Genomic DNA, 14871 nt, shown 5'->3' on the forward strand with positions numbered 1-14871 from the left:
TCCAGAACGCTGTTTAACGCGTATCTTTTAATTTTGGACGCACCATGGCCGATCTTTTAATCATAGGCAGTGGCGGAATTGGTCAGGCGTTTGCTGAACAGTCCACCATTCGCAGCCCTGACACTCGAGTGCTCACAACTACAAGATCCTCATCGGGTGACGAGCCGATAGTCCTTGATCTAACCGATACTAATACTTTTAAGCCCTGTATCGATCAGTTGAAAGAGCTTGAATTTGATCCCGTTAGAATCATTTTTTCTCAAGGTTTGCTGCACAACGAGACTCAACGTCCAGAGAAGTCTCTGCGCGAAATAGATCTTGATTGGATGACACAAGTAATGCAGGTCAATGCCCTCGGCCCAATGGCGTTTCTGGCCCAGTTGATGCGTCTTATTCCGCGTCAGTCAGAGCTGCAGATAGCTTTTCTATCGGCACGTGTTGGCAGTATTTCCGATAACCAACTAGGCGGTTGGTACGGCTATCGAGCATCTAAAGCGGCACTGAATATGTTGATCAAAACGCTCAGTATTGAGCTTGCAAGAACGCACCCTAAGGTTCAGCTGTTGGCGCTACATCCAGGCACAACTGATACAGAGCTCTCTAGGCCCTTTCAGGCAAGAGTGCCGGAAGGTAAACTCTTTACTACGACCTTTGCCGCCAGTGCGCTACTGGATGTTATGGAGAGTGCTCGCGGGGGGCAGAGTGGTCAATTTTTAGCTTGGGATGGCTCTTCAATCCCCTGGTAAGCCATTAAGGAGTTTTTATGCTTTGGATTAAGATGTTTCACATTCTGGCGATGACGAGTTGGATGGCTGGTATTTTCTATCTTCCACGCATATTTGTGCACTATGTTGAGGGTAAGGCAGCGGGTCAAGATGTTGCGCGTTTGTCGATTATGGCGTCAAAACTCTATGGTTTTATGACCATAATGGCGATATTTACACTCGGCTTAGGGCTCTGGTTATGGTTGGGGTATGGCTTTAGTGGTGGCTGGATGCACGCAAAATTGTTGTTTGTCGGCTTTTTGATCGGTTTCCACTTCTGGTGTCGCTCTTACTTGCAGAGATTAAAGCGAGACGAGCTGACTCAGAGTGGACGCTACTTTCGACTCTTCAATGAATTACCGCTGCTCATATTCGTACCGATTCTCATCTTTGTTGTTGTGAAGCCGTTTTAAGAGTCTTTCAACAAAGCCTTTAAACGGCGCTCTAGCAGCTCAGCTTTTTGTTTGAGTTGGCGAGCGTCGTCAATAAATCCCTCAAACTCGACGCGCGTTGGCAATAGGTTGATCTCCTCTTGGAGATACTCTTTAGCGGTCGTTGTCAGTGTTTGACGACTGCTATTTGCCCACTCTAGAGACTGATTAATCGGCTTCATGATCATAGCGGCCGGTAGATCACCGATCTGTTCAGCTAACCAATCTTCCCAGTCGAGGGTTGGGTTATCGAACGCGTGAGAGAGGCGTTGTAGCAGAGCGGAATCGCCTTTAACCTCAACCCCTTGACCGAACATCACACTATTGGGGTCATTCAGCAGCTTCAGCAAATCTGAGGCTGATCCGGTTAAATGAGTGGTCGGTTCGGCGTCGTATTCACGCATGACGCTGACTTGATCATCGCTGAAAATCAGTGTGATCCTCAGCTCTTGTGGCAGTAGTGTGATTCCTAAACTCTGACCTGCAAGCTTGTTTAGAGTGTTACGAGCGCTAGGACGAGTGGATAGATAAGCGTTTATCGCTGATTCAATGGAGCCTGTTAGAGTCGCATCGATCAGATTCATAAACCTAGCCTCTCAATCCGTTATGTTAGGGTTTAATTCCGGTGTGAAGGGCAACAATGCCCTGGGTCAGGTTGCGGTAACGCGTCTGCACAAAGCCAGCACTGTCCATCATCCCTTTAAGAGTCTCTTGATCAGGGTGCATGCGAATCGACTCTGCCAAGTAGCGGTAGCTTTCGGCATCGTTGGCAATCAACTGACCCATTTTTGGCAGTAGATTAAAGGAGTAGAAGTCGTAGGCTTTTGTCAGTAGTGGGTTTTCAGTTTTAGAGAACTCTAACACCATCAACTTACCGCCTGGTTTGAGCACACGGTTCATAGAGCGCAGTGCAGCATCTTTGTCGGTCACGTTGCGAAGGCCAAAGGCGATGGTGATGATATCGAAGGTGTTGTCTTCAAAGGGTAGGCATTCGGCATTGGCTTGCACGTACTCAACGTTACCCGCAACACCCTTGTCGATCAGCTTATCGCGACCCACTTTTAGCATGGAGTCGTTGATATCCGCCAACACCACCTTGCCTGATTGGCCAACGATCTGTGCAAAGCGGCGTGTTAAATCACCTGTTCCGCCAGCGATATCGAGAATTTTATGTCCAGGACGAGCACCGGAACTTTCGATCGTAATGCGCTTCCAAATACGGTGAATACCGCCCGACATCAGATCATTCATCACGTCATACTTAGCGGCTACCGAGTGAAATACGTCGGCAACACGGTTAACTTTTTCATCAACCGGTACCTCTTGGTAGCCAAAGTGCGTGGTGTTTTTCTGATTGTCTGACATGGGGTTGGATCCACTTAACTGTTCAATGGGGCTATTGTAACGACTGAGTGGGAGCTTGTCGTTAACCTATCGCAATCATTCCGTTGTCTCGGCTAGCACCGGCTGCATCAAGTCGAGCGAGATAATCACTCCAATACTGCTGTTGATTGTGCGCTAGGTCGTGGAGGTAGGCCCAGGTATAGAGCCCAGAGTCGTGCCCATCATCAAAGATCAGCTTCAGAGCATAGTTGCCGCTTGCTTCGACACCTTTAAGTCCAACCAAGCGCTTGCCAGTCTGAAGGACCTCTTGACCAATGCCATGCCCACGAACCTCTGCAGAGGGGCTATGAACACGCAAAAACTCTGCGGTCAGCTCATAGTTGCCATCTTCATAAACCAACTCAAGAGTCTTAGAGCGCTTGTGAAGATGGATCTGTTTAGGCATGGGCACAGAACTCATGGGGTAACCTCGTATTACAGAATGTAGTGACTCAAGTCCTCGTCGGCGCTCAGTTCACCAAGGTATTGGTCTACAAAGTTACGATCAATTTCGACGGTTTGACCACTCTTATCCGCAGCGCTGAAAGAGAGCTCCTCAAGTAGGCGCTCCATCATCGTGTGCAGACGTCGTGCTCCAATGTTTTCGGTCTTCTCGTTCACCGACCAGGCGAGCTCGGCGATGCGCTGAATCCCCTCTTGAGTAAACTCAATCGAAACGCCTTCAGTAGCCATCAGGGCTTTATATTGCTCTGTAAGAGCGGCTTTGGGCTCGGTCAAAATACGAGAGAAGTCTTCTGGTGTCAGTGCTTCTAGTTCTACACGAATCGGTAAGCGACCTTGGAGTTCTGGAATCAGATCTGATGGGCGAGCCAAGTGGAAGGCGCCTGACGCAATGAACAGTATATGATCGGTTTTGATCATGCCGTGCTTCGTGCTGACCGTACACCCTTCGATTAGTGGTAGAAGATCTCTCTGTACCCCTTCACGTGATACGTCAGCGTTACCAGACTCGGCGCGTTTACACACCTTGTCGATCTCATCTAAGAAGACAATGCCATTCTGCTCTACCGCTTCTAGCGCTTGCTGTTTGAGGTCGTCCTCTTTAATCAGCTTAGCGGCTTCCTCTTCGGTTAGAAGCTTGAAGGCTTCTGATACTTTAAGACGGCGCGACTGCTTCTTATCCTGCCCCATGTTGGCGAAGAGGCTCTGCAACTGATTCGTCATCTCCTCCATGCCTGGTGGTGTCATGATCTCAACACCAACTTTGGGTTGAGCAATTTCAATATCGATCTCTTTATCGTCGATCTGACCTTCACGCAGCTTTTTGCGGAAGATTTGGCGGGTTGCTGAGTCTGTTTTGTCTAGCTCTTCACTACCGATAGGGCGTGCTTCAGGTAGCAGTGCGTCCAGAATGCGCTCTTCTGCAGCCTCTTCAGCACGGAACTTGTTCTTCTCGATCGCCTGTTCACGCAGCATTTTGATCGATTGGTCGACCAGATCGCGGATGATGGTCTCAACATCACGACCCACATAGCCGACTTCGGTGAATTTTGTCGCTTCAACCTTAATGAATGGAGCGTTGGCAAGCTTCGCCAAACGACGTGCAATCTCAGTCTTACCCACACCGGTTGGACCAATCATAAGAATGTTCTTTGGGGTAACTTCTCCGCGCATCTCTTCATTCAGTTGCATGCGGCGCCAACGATTACGCAAGGCAATTGCAACAGAGCGCTTAGCGGAATCCTGACCAATAATGTGACGATCGAGTTCTGATACGATCTCGCGAGGGGTCATAGCTGACATAAAAGGCTCCTTAAGCGACAGACTCGAGTTGTTCGATGGTTAGGTTGGCGTTAGTGAAGACACAGATATCTGCTGCGATCTGAAGGCTCTTCTCAACGATGTCACGTGCGTTTAGTTCACTGTTATCGACCAGCGCGCGAGCTGCAGCAAGGGCATAGTTACCCCCTGAACCGATCGCAATAACACCGTCTTCAGGTTCGATCACATCGCCGCTGCCGGAGATAAGAAAGGTCTTCTCAGAGTTGGCCACCAGCATCAAGGCCTCTAAACGACGCAACACTCGATCCGAGCGCCACTCGCGAGCAAGGTGGATAACCGCGTTCACAATGTTGCCTTGGTGTTTATCAAGCTGTTGCTCAAATAGATCGCGAAGAGTAATCGCATCGGCAGTACTTCCAGCAAAGCCTGTGATGACTTTGTGTTTATCGATGACATTAACTTTACGGGCGCTACCTTTCATTACGGTATTACCCAGAGAGACTTGGCCGTCGCCGCCTACAACGACTTGATCACCGCGGCGAACAGAAACAATAGTGGTCATTAGAGATTTTCCCAATCATAAGCTTATCTGCATTTATTGGGATGAATCGCCCGTTTTCAAGGGTAGTTTACTTTGCGCTTAACTGGGTGGATGTTCAGCTTTTCGAGTTTGGCTGTGGCGCTTTTTAACTCGTTATAGGTCGAGAAGTTTCCAGTCGATACTCGGTACCAAACGCCGTTGCTCCCCTCTGTACGGGACATGGTCACGTTTGGCAGGCCAGAAAGTGCCAGTCGTGCACGCTGAGCTTCAGCATCGCGTGCATTGCGGAATGAGCCTGTCTGCAGTCGGTAAACGGCATCCAGTGAAGCCGTTTTGGGGGTCGAAACATAGGCTGACTCTTCAGGTGTTTGGACTTCGCTCTCTTCTAATAGCTTGTAGAAACCAAACCGCTCATCCTGTGACTCTAGGTCGATGTTATCTAAAGGGAGAGATTCCCCAGGTTGTCGGGGTTCGACTTTAGCGGGAATCACGGGCTCCAGTGTTGGAACCTGCTGAACCGCTTTGCTATTGCTCGTTGGTGCCGGTTGTTTAATCAAAAAGAAGATCAGACCAGCAAGCAGACCCAAAGCCACGACAACAGCAAGCACTAAACCTGCAGATACTCCTGAAGGTTGAGGAGCAGCCGGTGTTTTGCGAGCGCTCGAAGTGGTACGAGTGGCACCAGCTCGAGGCTTGTTTGACTTGGGTTTGGATGCAAAGTCTCGGTTCGACATGATTACATCTGTTCAGGTGCCGAAACACCCAAAATGGTGAGACCGTTTGCGATGACTTGGCGCACCGCCACGGAAAGCGTAATGCGTGCATTGCGCAGTGCTTCATCGTCAATCAGCATCTTATGGCCGTTATAGTAGGTGTGGTAATCCGAAGCGAGGTCTCGCAGGTAGTTAGCCAGTTGGTGTGGCTCGAAGTTGGCTGCCGCGAGTTTAACCGTCTCTGGGTATTTGCCCAGTGCGGTGACAAGGTCACGCTCCGCTTCGCTATCCAAACGCTCCAGTGATGCTAAGCCCATCGCTTGATCCCAAGCCATACCTTCACTCTCTAATTTGCGCAGTACCGAGCAGATTCGAGCGTGAGCGTACTGGATGTAGTAGACCGGGTTATCCTTAGATTCTGACTTGGCAAGGTCTAGGTCAAAGTCCATGTGCTGATCGGCTTTGCGAGTGACATAGAAGAATCGACATGCGTCATTGCCTACCTCGTCGCGAAGCTCACGCAGTGTGACGAATGAACCTGAACGAGTCGACATCTGAACGCGTTCGCTGCCACGGTAAAGTATGGCGAACTGAACCAGTTTCACCACCAGACGCTCTGGATCGTATCCAAGTGCCTGAATGGCCGCTTTGACTCGAGTAATGTAGCCGTGGTGATCGGCACCCCAGACGTTGATAACTGTTTGGAAACCGCGCTCAAATTTGTTCATGTGGTAGGCGATGTCAGAGGCAAAGTAGGTGGTCTGGCCGTTGGCACGTTTAACCACACGATCTTTATCATCTCCGAAATCGGTCGATTTGAACCAGATATTGCCATCCTCTTCGTAGAGATAGCCCTTATCATCAAGGCGTTTCAGTGCCTCATCAACATCACCGCTGGAAGTCAGTGAGCGCTCACTAAACCAGCACTGGTAGTTCACGCCGAACTCACCTAAGTCTTCGCGAATATCGCCTAGGATTGAGTCCAGGCCAGCATCGAATAGCGTTCTGTATTGTGCGCCAAGGATGTTTTGAGCGCGATCGATAAGCCCATCGATGTGAAGCTCTTTATCGCCGCCTGCCGGTTCATCAGCAGGGACATCGAGATAGAGATCATCGAGTGAACACTGCAGTGCATCACCCTGAGTGGCTTTTAAGCTAGCTGCGATGTCACGAATGTACTCACCCTGGTAGCCGTTGGCTGGGAAGGTGATGGTATCGCCAAGCAACTCGAGGTAGCGAAGAAAGACGCTGACCGCCAGAATGTTCATTTGGCGACCCGCATCGTTGACGTAGTACTCACGCTCAACGTTCATACCACCGGCTTCCAGTAGGTCGGCCAGTGTTGCACCGTAAGCGGCACCGCGGCCATGACCTACGTGCAATGGTCCTGTTGGGTTAGCAGAGACAAACTCTACCTGTACACGATCATCGCTGGTTGGTTTACTGCGGCCAAACTGGTCAGTCTGCTCCAGTACATCGGCAACTACTGAGTAGATTGCAGCATCGTTGACAAAGAAGTTGATGAAGCCAGGACCAGCGATCTCAGCTTTATCAACGACCGTTGAAGCTGGAAGAGCTTGCAAAATCATCTCTGCAATAGCGCGTGGGTTTTGGCGAGCCGGTTTGGCCAGTGTCATCGCAAGGTTGGTCGCAAGATCACCGTGCGCCTTGTCACGTGTGTTTTCAACTTGGATGTTTGGCTCAAGATCAGCAGGGAGTTTGCCCTCTGCTTTCAGTGCTTCAATGGCGCCGTTTAACAGGAGCGCTATCTGTTCTTTCATGTCTTTACTCAGTGAAATAGATCGATGGTGTAGTCTGTCACTACAAAGTTGGCTGCATTATATCGTTTTGCAGCCCTTAAAAGCTATCGACAGGGTCAATGTCTATGTTCCAGCGAACGCGACTCGACTCTTTGTCTTGCTCCAACCAATTTTGTGCCGCTTTCAGAGTGCCTTGGATCGACGTGCGAGAGTCTCCAGTGAACATCAATTGTGCTCTAAACATGCCAGCGCGCTTCTCCATGAAGGAGGGGAAGGGGCCGCTGATCATCGGAAGCTGCTCTCTTGGGTAGGTAGCCTCTAGGGATCTCCTTAAACGCATAAGGTGTGCTTCGGCCCAGCCCTGTTTTTTCGCTTCAGCACGGATAATCGCTTGGAAAGCAAAAGGGGGGAGTTGAGCCTGTTTGCGACTCATCAACTCCTGTTCTGCAAAGGTGAGATAGCCAGAGGTTACCAAGGTGTTTAGTAGAGGGTGATCAACCTGGTGGGTTTGTAACACCACTTCGCCCGGACGTTCCGCTCGCCCCGCTCGGCCGGCAACCTGCATAATAAGTTGCGCGGTACGCTCCATGCCACGAACATCGGCACTGAATAGGCCTGCGTCGGTATTGACGATGACGACCAGTGTGACGTTCGGAAAGTGATGGCCTTTGGCCAGCATTTGAGTACCGACCAAGATGCATGGATCGCCACTGTTAACTTCGTTCATCAAGGACTCAAAGGCTTGGCGAGAGTGGGTTGAATCACGATCCACACGTTTGATGCTGGTATGGGTGAATAGCTCTGACAATCTCTGTTCGATTCTCTCCGTACCGCTACCGGCCGGTCTTAGTTGATCACTGCCACAGTGCTGACAGTGGCGCGGGATAGGGGTTTGTCGATCACAGTGATGGCAGTGCAGCTTTGGTGGTTTGCGGTGCAGCGTCATGCGTGCATCACAGCGTGTACAGTCAACGGTTGATCCGCAATCCTGACAGGTCAGTGTTGGTGCAAAGCCGCGACGGTTGATAAATACCAGGACTTGGTTGCCAAGGGTAATGTGATCGTTAATGCGACTGATAATCTCTGGAGCGAGGCCAGTATCTAACTCAACACCTTTCGTATCAAACAGCTCAAAGGTTGGCGCCGCTGCTCGACCCGCACGCTGTGTTAGTTGCAACTCTTTATAGCGGCCCTGTTGAACGTTAAGTAGCGATTCCAGTGCCGGTGTCGCACTGCCCATGATGACCGGTATATCAAGCTGTTTTGCACGCACCAGAGCAAGGTCTCGTGCGTGATAGCGGAAGCCCTCTTGCTGTTTAAACGACGGATCGTGTTCTTCATCAATGACGATCATCCCAAGATTAGCAAAAGGAATGAAGATCGCTGAGCGTGTGCCAATAACAATGCGTGTCTCCCCGGACTGGATCGACTGCCAAGCATCAAAGCGCATTCGATCCGTAAGGCCAGAGTGCAGCGAAGCAATGTTCGTGTTGAAGCGAGCAGTAAAGCGCTCAACCAGTTGTGGGGTTAAGCCAATCTCGGGCACCAAAATTAGCACTTGCCTGCCGTCGGCCAGCGCTTGCTCGATTGATTGTAGATAGACTTCGGTTTTTCCCGAGCCGGTCACGCCGACTAATAGGATGGGGCTAAAACCCTCGCTCTGTTTGATCTGATCAACCGCTCGTTGTTGCTCAGCATTCAGTGCCAAGCCCGCAACGCTAGGTAGGACAGTATTGACCTGCTGTGCACCGATTAAAGGCGCTTCACAGGGTTCGATCTGCTCCGATTCAATCAGTGCCTTTTGCACTTGTGACGTGAATTCAGCCTCTCTAATTGCGGATGTGCTGATTGGCTGTCGGTTTTTAATGAGCGTAAACAGGGCGCGCTGTCTGACGGCCCGTTTGGGCAGCGATTCAATATCGGCGTGCTCGGTTAAACGCCAGTAATCGGGGGCTGAGAAGGGGTGCTGCTCTTTGCGTGCTAAGTTGGGTAGAAGGTGAATTAAGGCATCGCCCAGTGGGTACTTATAATAGCTTGCCGCCCACTCACCGAGTTGTATCTGCTCATCATCGACAAGGGGCTCCTGATCGAGTAACGCTTCGAAAGGTTTCAGCTTATTTAGTGGCACCTCGGTCTGCTCGCTAAGACTATGAATCATCCCTATCAAGCTGCGCTGCCCGAATTTGACCAGCACACGAGCTCCGACAGCGGGCGCCGTCACTCCTTGCGGAATGGCGTAGTCAAACAGACGGTTTAGGGGTACCGGTAGTGCAACACGTACGATCATGGTCAAAATTTCTAATAAGCGAAGGGCAAGTCTAGCACCCATCTGGTCTTTGGAAATAGCTGCTTCAAGGTATTGGGTGATCAGTGGTTGTTATTCGTACAGCGCCTGCGTATAATTGCGCGCCTTGACATTTCCCGGCGAATTTTTCGTCAGTCGTGCGGTGCTTAAGCAGCATAATATATGCATCAAGCGTTAAGTGGCGGCACATAAAACATAGAGGTTTAATACTATGAAAGCTGGTATCCACCCAGAGTACAACGAAGTTACCTTCAACTGTTCTTGCGGTAACGTAATGACAACTCGCTCTACTATGAAAGAGAGCACAATGGCTGTCGACGTTTGCAGTCAGTGTCACCCTTTCTACACTGGTAAGCAGAAAGAAGCTCAGACCGGTGGTCGAGTGGATCGCTTCAACAAGCGCTTCGGTGCTCGCAGCCTCAAGAAGTAACTTGGGTCTCTGCATGCAGAACATTAAAAAGGCACTCATCGCGAGTGCCTTTTTTATTGTCTGTCAGTCAGCGCAAGCGAGTAGTTGTACCCCACAAGGTGCATCTGAATCGGTACGGGTAGCCAAAGTGGTCGATGGCGATACCGTTCATCTAACCGATGGGCGAAAGGTGCGCTTGATAGGCGTTAATACCCCTGAGCTCTACTCAAAGCCAAGGGCTGAAGAGGGGGCCCTGCAGGCTAAACGCCAATTGCAATCTTGGGTAAACGAGTCAGAATCTTTGCAGCTCTATTTCGGACGTGAGCCTAAAGATCGTTACGGTCGTGTATTGGGCTACTTGTTCGATGGATCGAAAACGCTCTCGCAACGTTTGATCCACGAGGGTTTGGGTTGGGCGATCAGTGTTCCCCCTAATGATCGACTAGCGGATTGTCTCTTCTCATCCGAAAACAGACCAAGAACTCTAGGAAAAGGAGTATGGTCAAAATCCATTGCTGCCGCTAAAGAGATTGAACAGGGTGGTTTCAATTTGGTGTCGGGACGCATTACCAAGATTGATCAGGCTAAAAAGTACCTCTACGTCGAACTGGATGATCGATTGGCGGTTCGCATACCGAAAGAGTGGAACAGGAGTCTCTCCTTTACATTGGGCAACTCACTGGAGGTGCGAGGCTGGATTTTGGATCGCCGTGACTCTTTAAAGCCGGGCTCGCGATTTAAACCCTTTTTGCTGCCGGTTTTAGATAAACGGCATATCAAAATGTGAAACGGTTATAAGCCCAATTGCTTAGACAGTTTCCAAGAATAGACCTTTCTACCGAGAGGTTATTTTTATATCATCCCACAACGACCTTTAACTAGAACATAACTTAGCCTATCTGCATTATGCCTATGGGCCTATAACCATTCAGGATTCTACAATGTCTCAAGACTTTAAACAGGCAGCACTGGATTACCATGAGTTTCCAATGCCAGGTAAAATCAGCGTAGAACTATCTACACCTGCTGAAACTTCACGCGACCTATCTCTTGCATACTCTCCAGGTGTTGCTGAGCCAGTGCGTGAGATCGCTAAAGATCCTGAAAATGCTTACCGTTACACAGCCAAAGGCAACCTGGTTGCCGTTATCTCAAACGGCTCTGCTATTTTGGGTCTTGGCGACCTAGGTCCATTGGCTTCTAAGCCAGTCATGGAAGGTAAAGCGCTTCTATTCAAACGTTTTGCAAACATCGACTCTATCGACATCGAAGTGGATGCTGAGAGCCCACAGGCGTTTATCGATACTGTCGCTCGCATCGCTGATACCTTCGGTGGTATCAACCTAGAAGACATCAAAGCACCAGAGTGTTTTGAAATCGAACGCACGTTGATCGAGCGTTGTAACATCCCAGTCTTCCACGATGACCAGCACGGTACTGCGATTGTTACCGCTGCCGGTATGATCAACGCACTTGAGCTTGCTGGTAAGAAGCTAGAAGAGGCATCGATTGTATGTCTTGGTGCTGGCGCTGCAGCAAGTGCTTGTATGAAGCTGTTGATCAACATGGGTGCTCGCAACGAGAACATCTACATGATCGACCGTAAGGGTGTTATCCACTCGGGTCGTGATGATCTAACTCCCGAGAAAGCGATCTTCGCAACTGAAACGGATAAACGTTCACTTGAAGATGCTATCGATGGCGCTGACGTATTCCTTGGTCTATCAGGTCCTGATCTGCTTTCAGCAGAGAACCTAGCTAAGATGGCAACTAATCCTGTTGTCTTCGCTTGTGCAAACCCTGATCCAGAGATCAAGCCAGAACTTGCTCGCGCGACTCGTGAAGATGTCATCATGGCAACAGGTCGTTCAGACTACCCTAACCAGGTAAACAACGTGCTAGGTTTCCCATTCATCTTCCGTGGCGCTCTAGATGTTCGTGCAACAGCGATCAACGAAGAGATGAAAGCCGCAGCCGTTATCGCACTAGCAGAACTTGCTAAGCAACCTGTTACACAAGAAGTACTGGATGCTTACGGCCTAGAGAGCCTAGAGTTCGGTCGTGAATACATTCTGCCGAAAGCGACAGATTCACGTCTTTTGGGCGCGGTATCTTACGCAGTGGCTAAAGCAGCGATCGATTCAGGTGTTGCCGTTAAAGGCATGCCAGAGAACTACCCACTGAGCTAATCACTCTGAGGTAAATAAGAAGGGAAGCCACTGGCTTCCCTTTTTTTGTGTTAAACACATTACAGAACTTAACGGATTATCGGAACAGCTCTTCAGAAGTAGGAGGAGCTACTTCACTGCCCGGTTTAGGAGCGACCTCAGTCGGTACCTGCTCCTCTTTGAAAATCTCGTTGTAAGCGTTTTTCTGTCCTTCGTAAGCTAGTAGTCCTGTCGCAGGATCAATCAGAGCCGTCGCAATACCTGCCGGTTCAGGCAGGTAACTTTCAGGGATGTTACGAAGAGCATCTCCCATGAAGTCGATCCACATAGGCAGTGCAGCCGTGCTACCCCATTCGCGCTTACCTAGATGAGACGGTTGGTCAAAGCCGACCCAAGCCGTTGCGCTCAATTTAGGGGTAAAACCGCTGAACCAAGAGTCTTTTTGATCATTGGTTGTTCCCGTTTTGCCAGCTAGGTCACCACGTTTCAGAGCCAGTGCTCGACGACCAGTACCCTTTTTAATGACGTCGCGCATCATGTCGTGAATGATGTAAGCGGTGCGTTCATCTAGCAGACGTTCAGCGAGAGGTTGTCCCGTTAACGTCACTAGTTGCGGGTCACTCTCGGTGCTGGCTTGCGCCTCAGAAGCTGTATCATTGGAAGCCATGTCGGCGAGCTCTTGAGCGATTAACTCTGCTTGCTGGCGTTCAGGACAACTACCGCAGGCAATACTCGGATTGGCAGCAAACAGAGGTAGTCCTTCACGGTCTAGCACCGACTCAATGATGTAAGGATTGATTTTGAATCCACCATTGGCAATCGAGGCATATCCTGTTGCAACCTGAAGCGGTGTGGCATCAGCACTGCCTAGCGAGAGTGATAAGTTTTTAGGAAGCTTATCCTCTTCAAAACCAAAACCGAGTATGAAGTTTCGCGTCTCTTCGATACCTAAAGCTCGCATCAGACGAATGGATATTAGGTTACGTGACCGGTATAGCGCCTCACGAAGTCGAGTCGGACCGCCAAACTTGCCATTATCGTTCTCAGGCCGCCAGTTACCCTCTAGGCTGACGTCATGGAAAACAACGGGAGCGTCATTGATTACTGACCCCGGAGTGTAGCCATTGCTCAGAGCGGCACTGTATAGAAAAGGTTTAATATTAGAACCCGGCTGACGGTACGCTTGAGTGGCTCGGTTGAACTTGTTTAGATAGAAACTAAATCCGCCGGTTAGGGATTGAATTGCGCCATTCTCAGGATTGATGGCAATGAACGCACCTTGCACTTCGGGCAGTTGCGAGAGACGCCAGCCTTCAGCGGTTTGGCGAATTCGAATCATATCGCCAACAGCCAGCACTTCGGATGCTTTTTTCGGTTCAGAGCCGGTTGAGTTAACCCCTTTATATGCTCGAGCCCAGCTGATACCTGACCAGCGCAGCGTCGTTTCGCTGCCATCACCAAGTAGTAGCGTCGCTTCAGAATCATCCACCGCTTTCACCAGAGCCGCCTCAAGTCCGCCATAGGCTGGTGTCGCTTTAAGTTTTTTCTGCAGTGCAGAGGGTTCAATCTCTGTTAGATCAAAATGCTGCTCTGGACCACGGTAGCCGTGGCGTTCCGTGTAAGCCAGCAGCGCCGTTCTGAGCGCTTGATTGGCGCTGCGCTGCATGGTGCTGTCAATGGTCGTGTAGGCTTTCATACCCTCGGTGTAGATCCTTTCACCGTAGGTTTCATAGAGCTCCGCACGAACCATCTCTGCAACGTAAGGCGCAGGGATTTCAATATCAGCACCGTGGTAGCTAGCCGTAACCGGTTGATTGACCGCGTCGGAGTAGTCAGTCGTTGTAATGAAGCCTAGCTCCTGCATTCGACCAAGAATCCAGTTACGACGTTCGAGGGCTCGTTGCGGGTTAGTAATGGGGTTATAGGCTGATGGCGCTTTAGGTAAACCTGCGATCATTGCCAGTTGAGCGATGTTGAGCTGATCAATGGTTTTGCCATAGTAGACCTGTGCGGCGGCTTGTATGCCATACGATCGGTGGCCTAGATAGATTTTGTTGATGTAGAGCTCAAGGATCTCTTGTTTAGAGAGTGATTGTTCAATGCTGAGTGCTAACAGAATCTCAACAAATTTACGCTCAAAGGTACGCTCGCGCGTTAGGAAGAAGTTCTTAGCCACCTGCATGGTGATGGTCGAGCCGCCACTCTGAATTTTGCCAGAAGTTGCTAGCTGAAAGGCTGCACGAAAAAGCCCGCGAAGATCGATCCCTTGGTGTTCAAAAAATCGTGCATCCTCTGCGGCTTGAAGAGCATGGATAAAGTGTTGCGGGATATCGGCATAGCTGATTGGCGTTCGGCGCATTTCTCCAAACTCAGCAATCAACTTTTCATCTGCACTGTATACGCGCAGAGGGGTTTGAAACTCAACCTCACGCAGGGTCTCAGCGTCAGGCAATTGTGGGCTAAAGTAGTAGTAGATTCCGCCGGCTGCCAAAACGGCTCCCAGCAATCCAATTGCAGCCAGTGCCATCAACCATTTAATAATTTTTTTAATTATGCGCATTAATCTGCAAATTTCTTAAATTGAGCTAGGATTATAACGAGAACTTGATTTAGGTCCATAATGTCACTTGTAACTTTTGTGACCTAGTCTAGAG

Annotated in this window: 14 protein-coding genes; 5 read left to right on the plus strand and 9 right to left on the minus strand. The window is 49.9% G+C overall.

Annotation, left to right across the window (positions count from 1 at the left end; genetic code table 11):
• Positions 1 to 44 precede the first annotated feature (44 nt).
• Both XMM312_RS07505 and XMM312_RS07510 read left to right on the plus strand, forming a co-directional pair.
• Entirely contained in the window at positions 45 to 746 is a 702-nt protein-coding gene (locus tag XMM312_RS07505; protein WP_173489001.1) for an SDR family NAD(P)-dependent oxidoreductase, read from the plus strand.
• A 17-nt stretch (positions 747 to 763) separates the two neighbouring features.
• Positions 764 to 1177 carry a CopD family protein gene (locus tag XMM312_RS07510; RefSeq protein WP_173480095.1) on the plus strand — a complete coding sequence of 138 codons (414 nt, stop codon included), beginning with the start codon at positions 764 to 766 and terminating at the stop codon, positions 1175 to 1177.
• Here the strand turns inward: XMM312_RS07510 and XMM312_RS07515 are convergent.
• The 8 genes from XMM312_RS07515 to XMM312_RS07550 form a co-directional block, all read right to left on the minus strand.
• Positions 1174 to 1779 carry an SCP2 domain-containing protein gene (locus XMM312_RS07515; RefSeq protein WP_173482773.1) on the minus strand — a complete coding sequence of 202 codons (606 nt, stop codon included), beginning with the start codon at positions 1777 to 1779 and terminating at the stop codon, positions 1174 to 1176. The two genes, XMM312_RS07510 and XMM312_RS07515, sit on opposite strands and share 4 nt — an antisense overlap.
• 25 nt (positions 1780 to 1804) lie before the next feature.
• A complete protein-coding gene (ubiE, locus tag XMM312_RS07520) occupies positions 1805 to 2560 on the minus strand; it encodes a bifunctional demethylmenaquinone methyltransferase/2-methoxy-6-polyprenyl-1,4-benzoquinol methylase UbiE (protein ID WP_173480097.1) in 756 nt (251 codons plus the stop codon).
• 61 nt (positions 2561 to 2621) lie between these two features.
• Positions 2622 to 2999, minus strand: coding sequence for a gamma-butyrobetaine hydroxylase-like domain-containing protein (locus XMM312_RS07525; protein ID WP_173480098.1), 378 nt, complete (start codon positions 2997 to 2999; stop codon positions 2622 to 2624).
• A 14-nt stretch (positions 3000 to 3013) separates the two neighbouring features.
• Positions 3014 to 4342: an HslU--HslV peptidase ATPase subunit gene (gene hslU, locus XMM312_RS07530; RefSeq protein WP_173480099.1), complete on the minus strand. Its 1329-nt coding sequence runs from the start codon at positions 4340 to 4342 to the stop codon at positions 3014 to 3016.
• A gap of 10 nt (positions 4343 to 4352) precedes the next feature.
• A complete protein-coding gene (gene hslV, locus XMM312_RS07535; protein WP_173480100.1) occupies positions 4353 to 4883 on the minus strand; it encodes an ATP-dependent protease subunit HslV in 531 nt (176 codons plus the stop codon).
• Positions 4884 to 4939: 56 nt separating this feature from the next.
• Entirely contained in the window at positions 4940 to 5596 is a 657-nt protein-coding gene (locus XMM312_RS07540) for an SPOR domain-containing protein (RefSeq protein ID WP_173489002.1), read from the minus strand.
• Positions 5597 to 5598: 2 nt separating this feature from the next.
• A complete protein-coding gene (gene argS / locus XMM312_RS07545; protein WP_173482768.1) occupies positions 5599 to 7356 on the minus strand; it encodes an arginine--tRNA ligase in 1758 nt (585 codons plus the stop codon).
• 76 nt (positions 7357 to 7432) lie between these two features.
• The gene (locus XMM312_RS07550) at positions 7433 to 9622 is read right to left on the minus strand and encodes a primosomal protein N' (RefSeq protein WP_217363894.1); all 2190 of its coding nucleotides are present in this window, start codon (positions 9620 to 9622) and stop codon (positions 7433 to 7435) included.
• A 229-nt stretch (positions 9623 to 9851) separates the two neighbouring features.
• Here XMM312_RS07550 and rpmE point away from each other — a divergent pair, with 229 nt between their 5' ends.
• From rpmE to XMM312_RS07565, 3 genes are all read left to right on the plus strand, one after another.
• A complete protein-coding gene (gene rpmE, locus XMM312_RS07555) occupies positions 9852 to 10070 on the plus strand; it encodes a 50S ribosomal protein L31 (protein WP_173480103.1) in 219 nt (72 codons plus the stop codon).
• Between the two features lie 13 nt (positions 10071 to 10083).
• Entirely contained in the window at positions 10084 to 10836 is a 753-nt protein-coding gene (locus XMM312_RS07560) for a thermonuclease family protein (RefSeq protein WP_173489003.1), read from the plus strand.
• 154 nt (positions 10837 to 10990) lie between these two features.
• The gene (locus tag XMM312_RS07565) at positions 10991 to 12238 is read left to right on the plus strand and encodes a malic enzyme-like NAD(P)-binding protein (protein WP_173480105.1); all 1248 of its coding nucleotides are present in this window, start codon (positions 10991 to 10993) and stop codon (positions 12236 to 12238) included.
• A 76-nt stretch (positions 12239 to 12314) separates the two neighbouring features.
• On the opposite strand, the gene XMM312_RS07570 is transcribed toward XMM312_RS07565, so the two are convergent.
• Complete coding sequence (locus XMM312_RS07570) at positions 12315 to 14777, minus strand: penicillin-binding protein 1A (protein ID WP_173482765.1); 2463 nt, start codon at positions 14775 to 14777, stop codon at positions 12315 to 12317.
• Between the last annotated feature and the right edge of the window lie 94 nt (positions 14778 to 14871).

Origin of the sequence: Marinobacterium sp. xm-m-312 (genome assembly GCF_013283295.1) — a bacterium.
Classification (GTDB): Bacteria; Pseudomonadota; Gammaproteobacteria; order Pseudomonadales; family Balneatricaceae; genus Marinobacterium_E.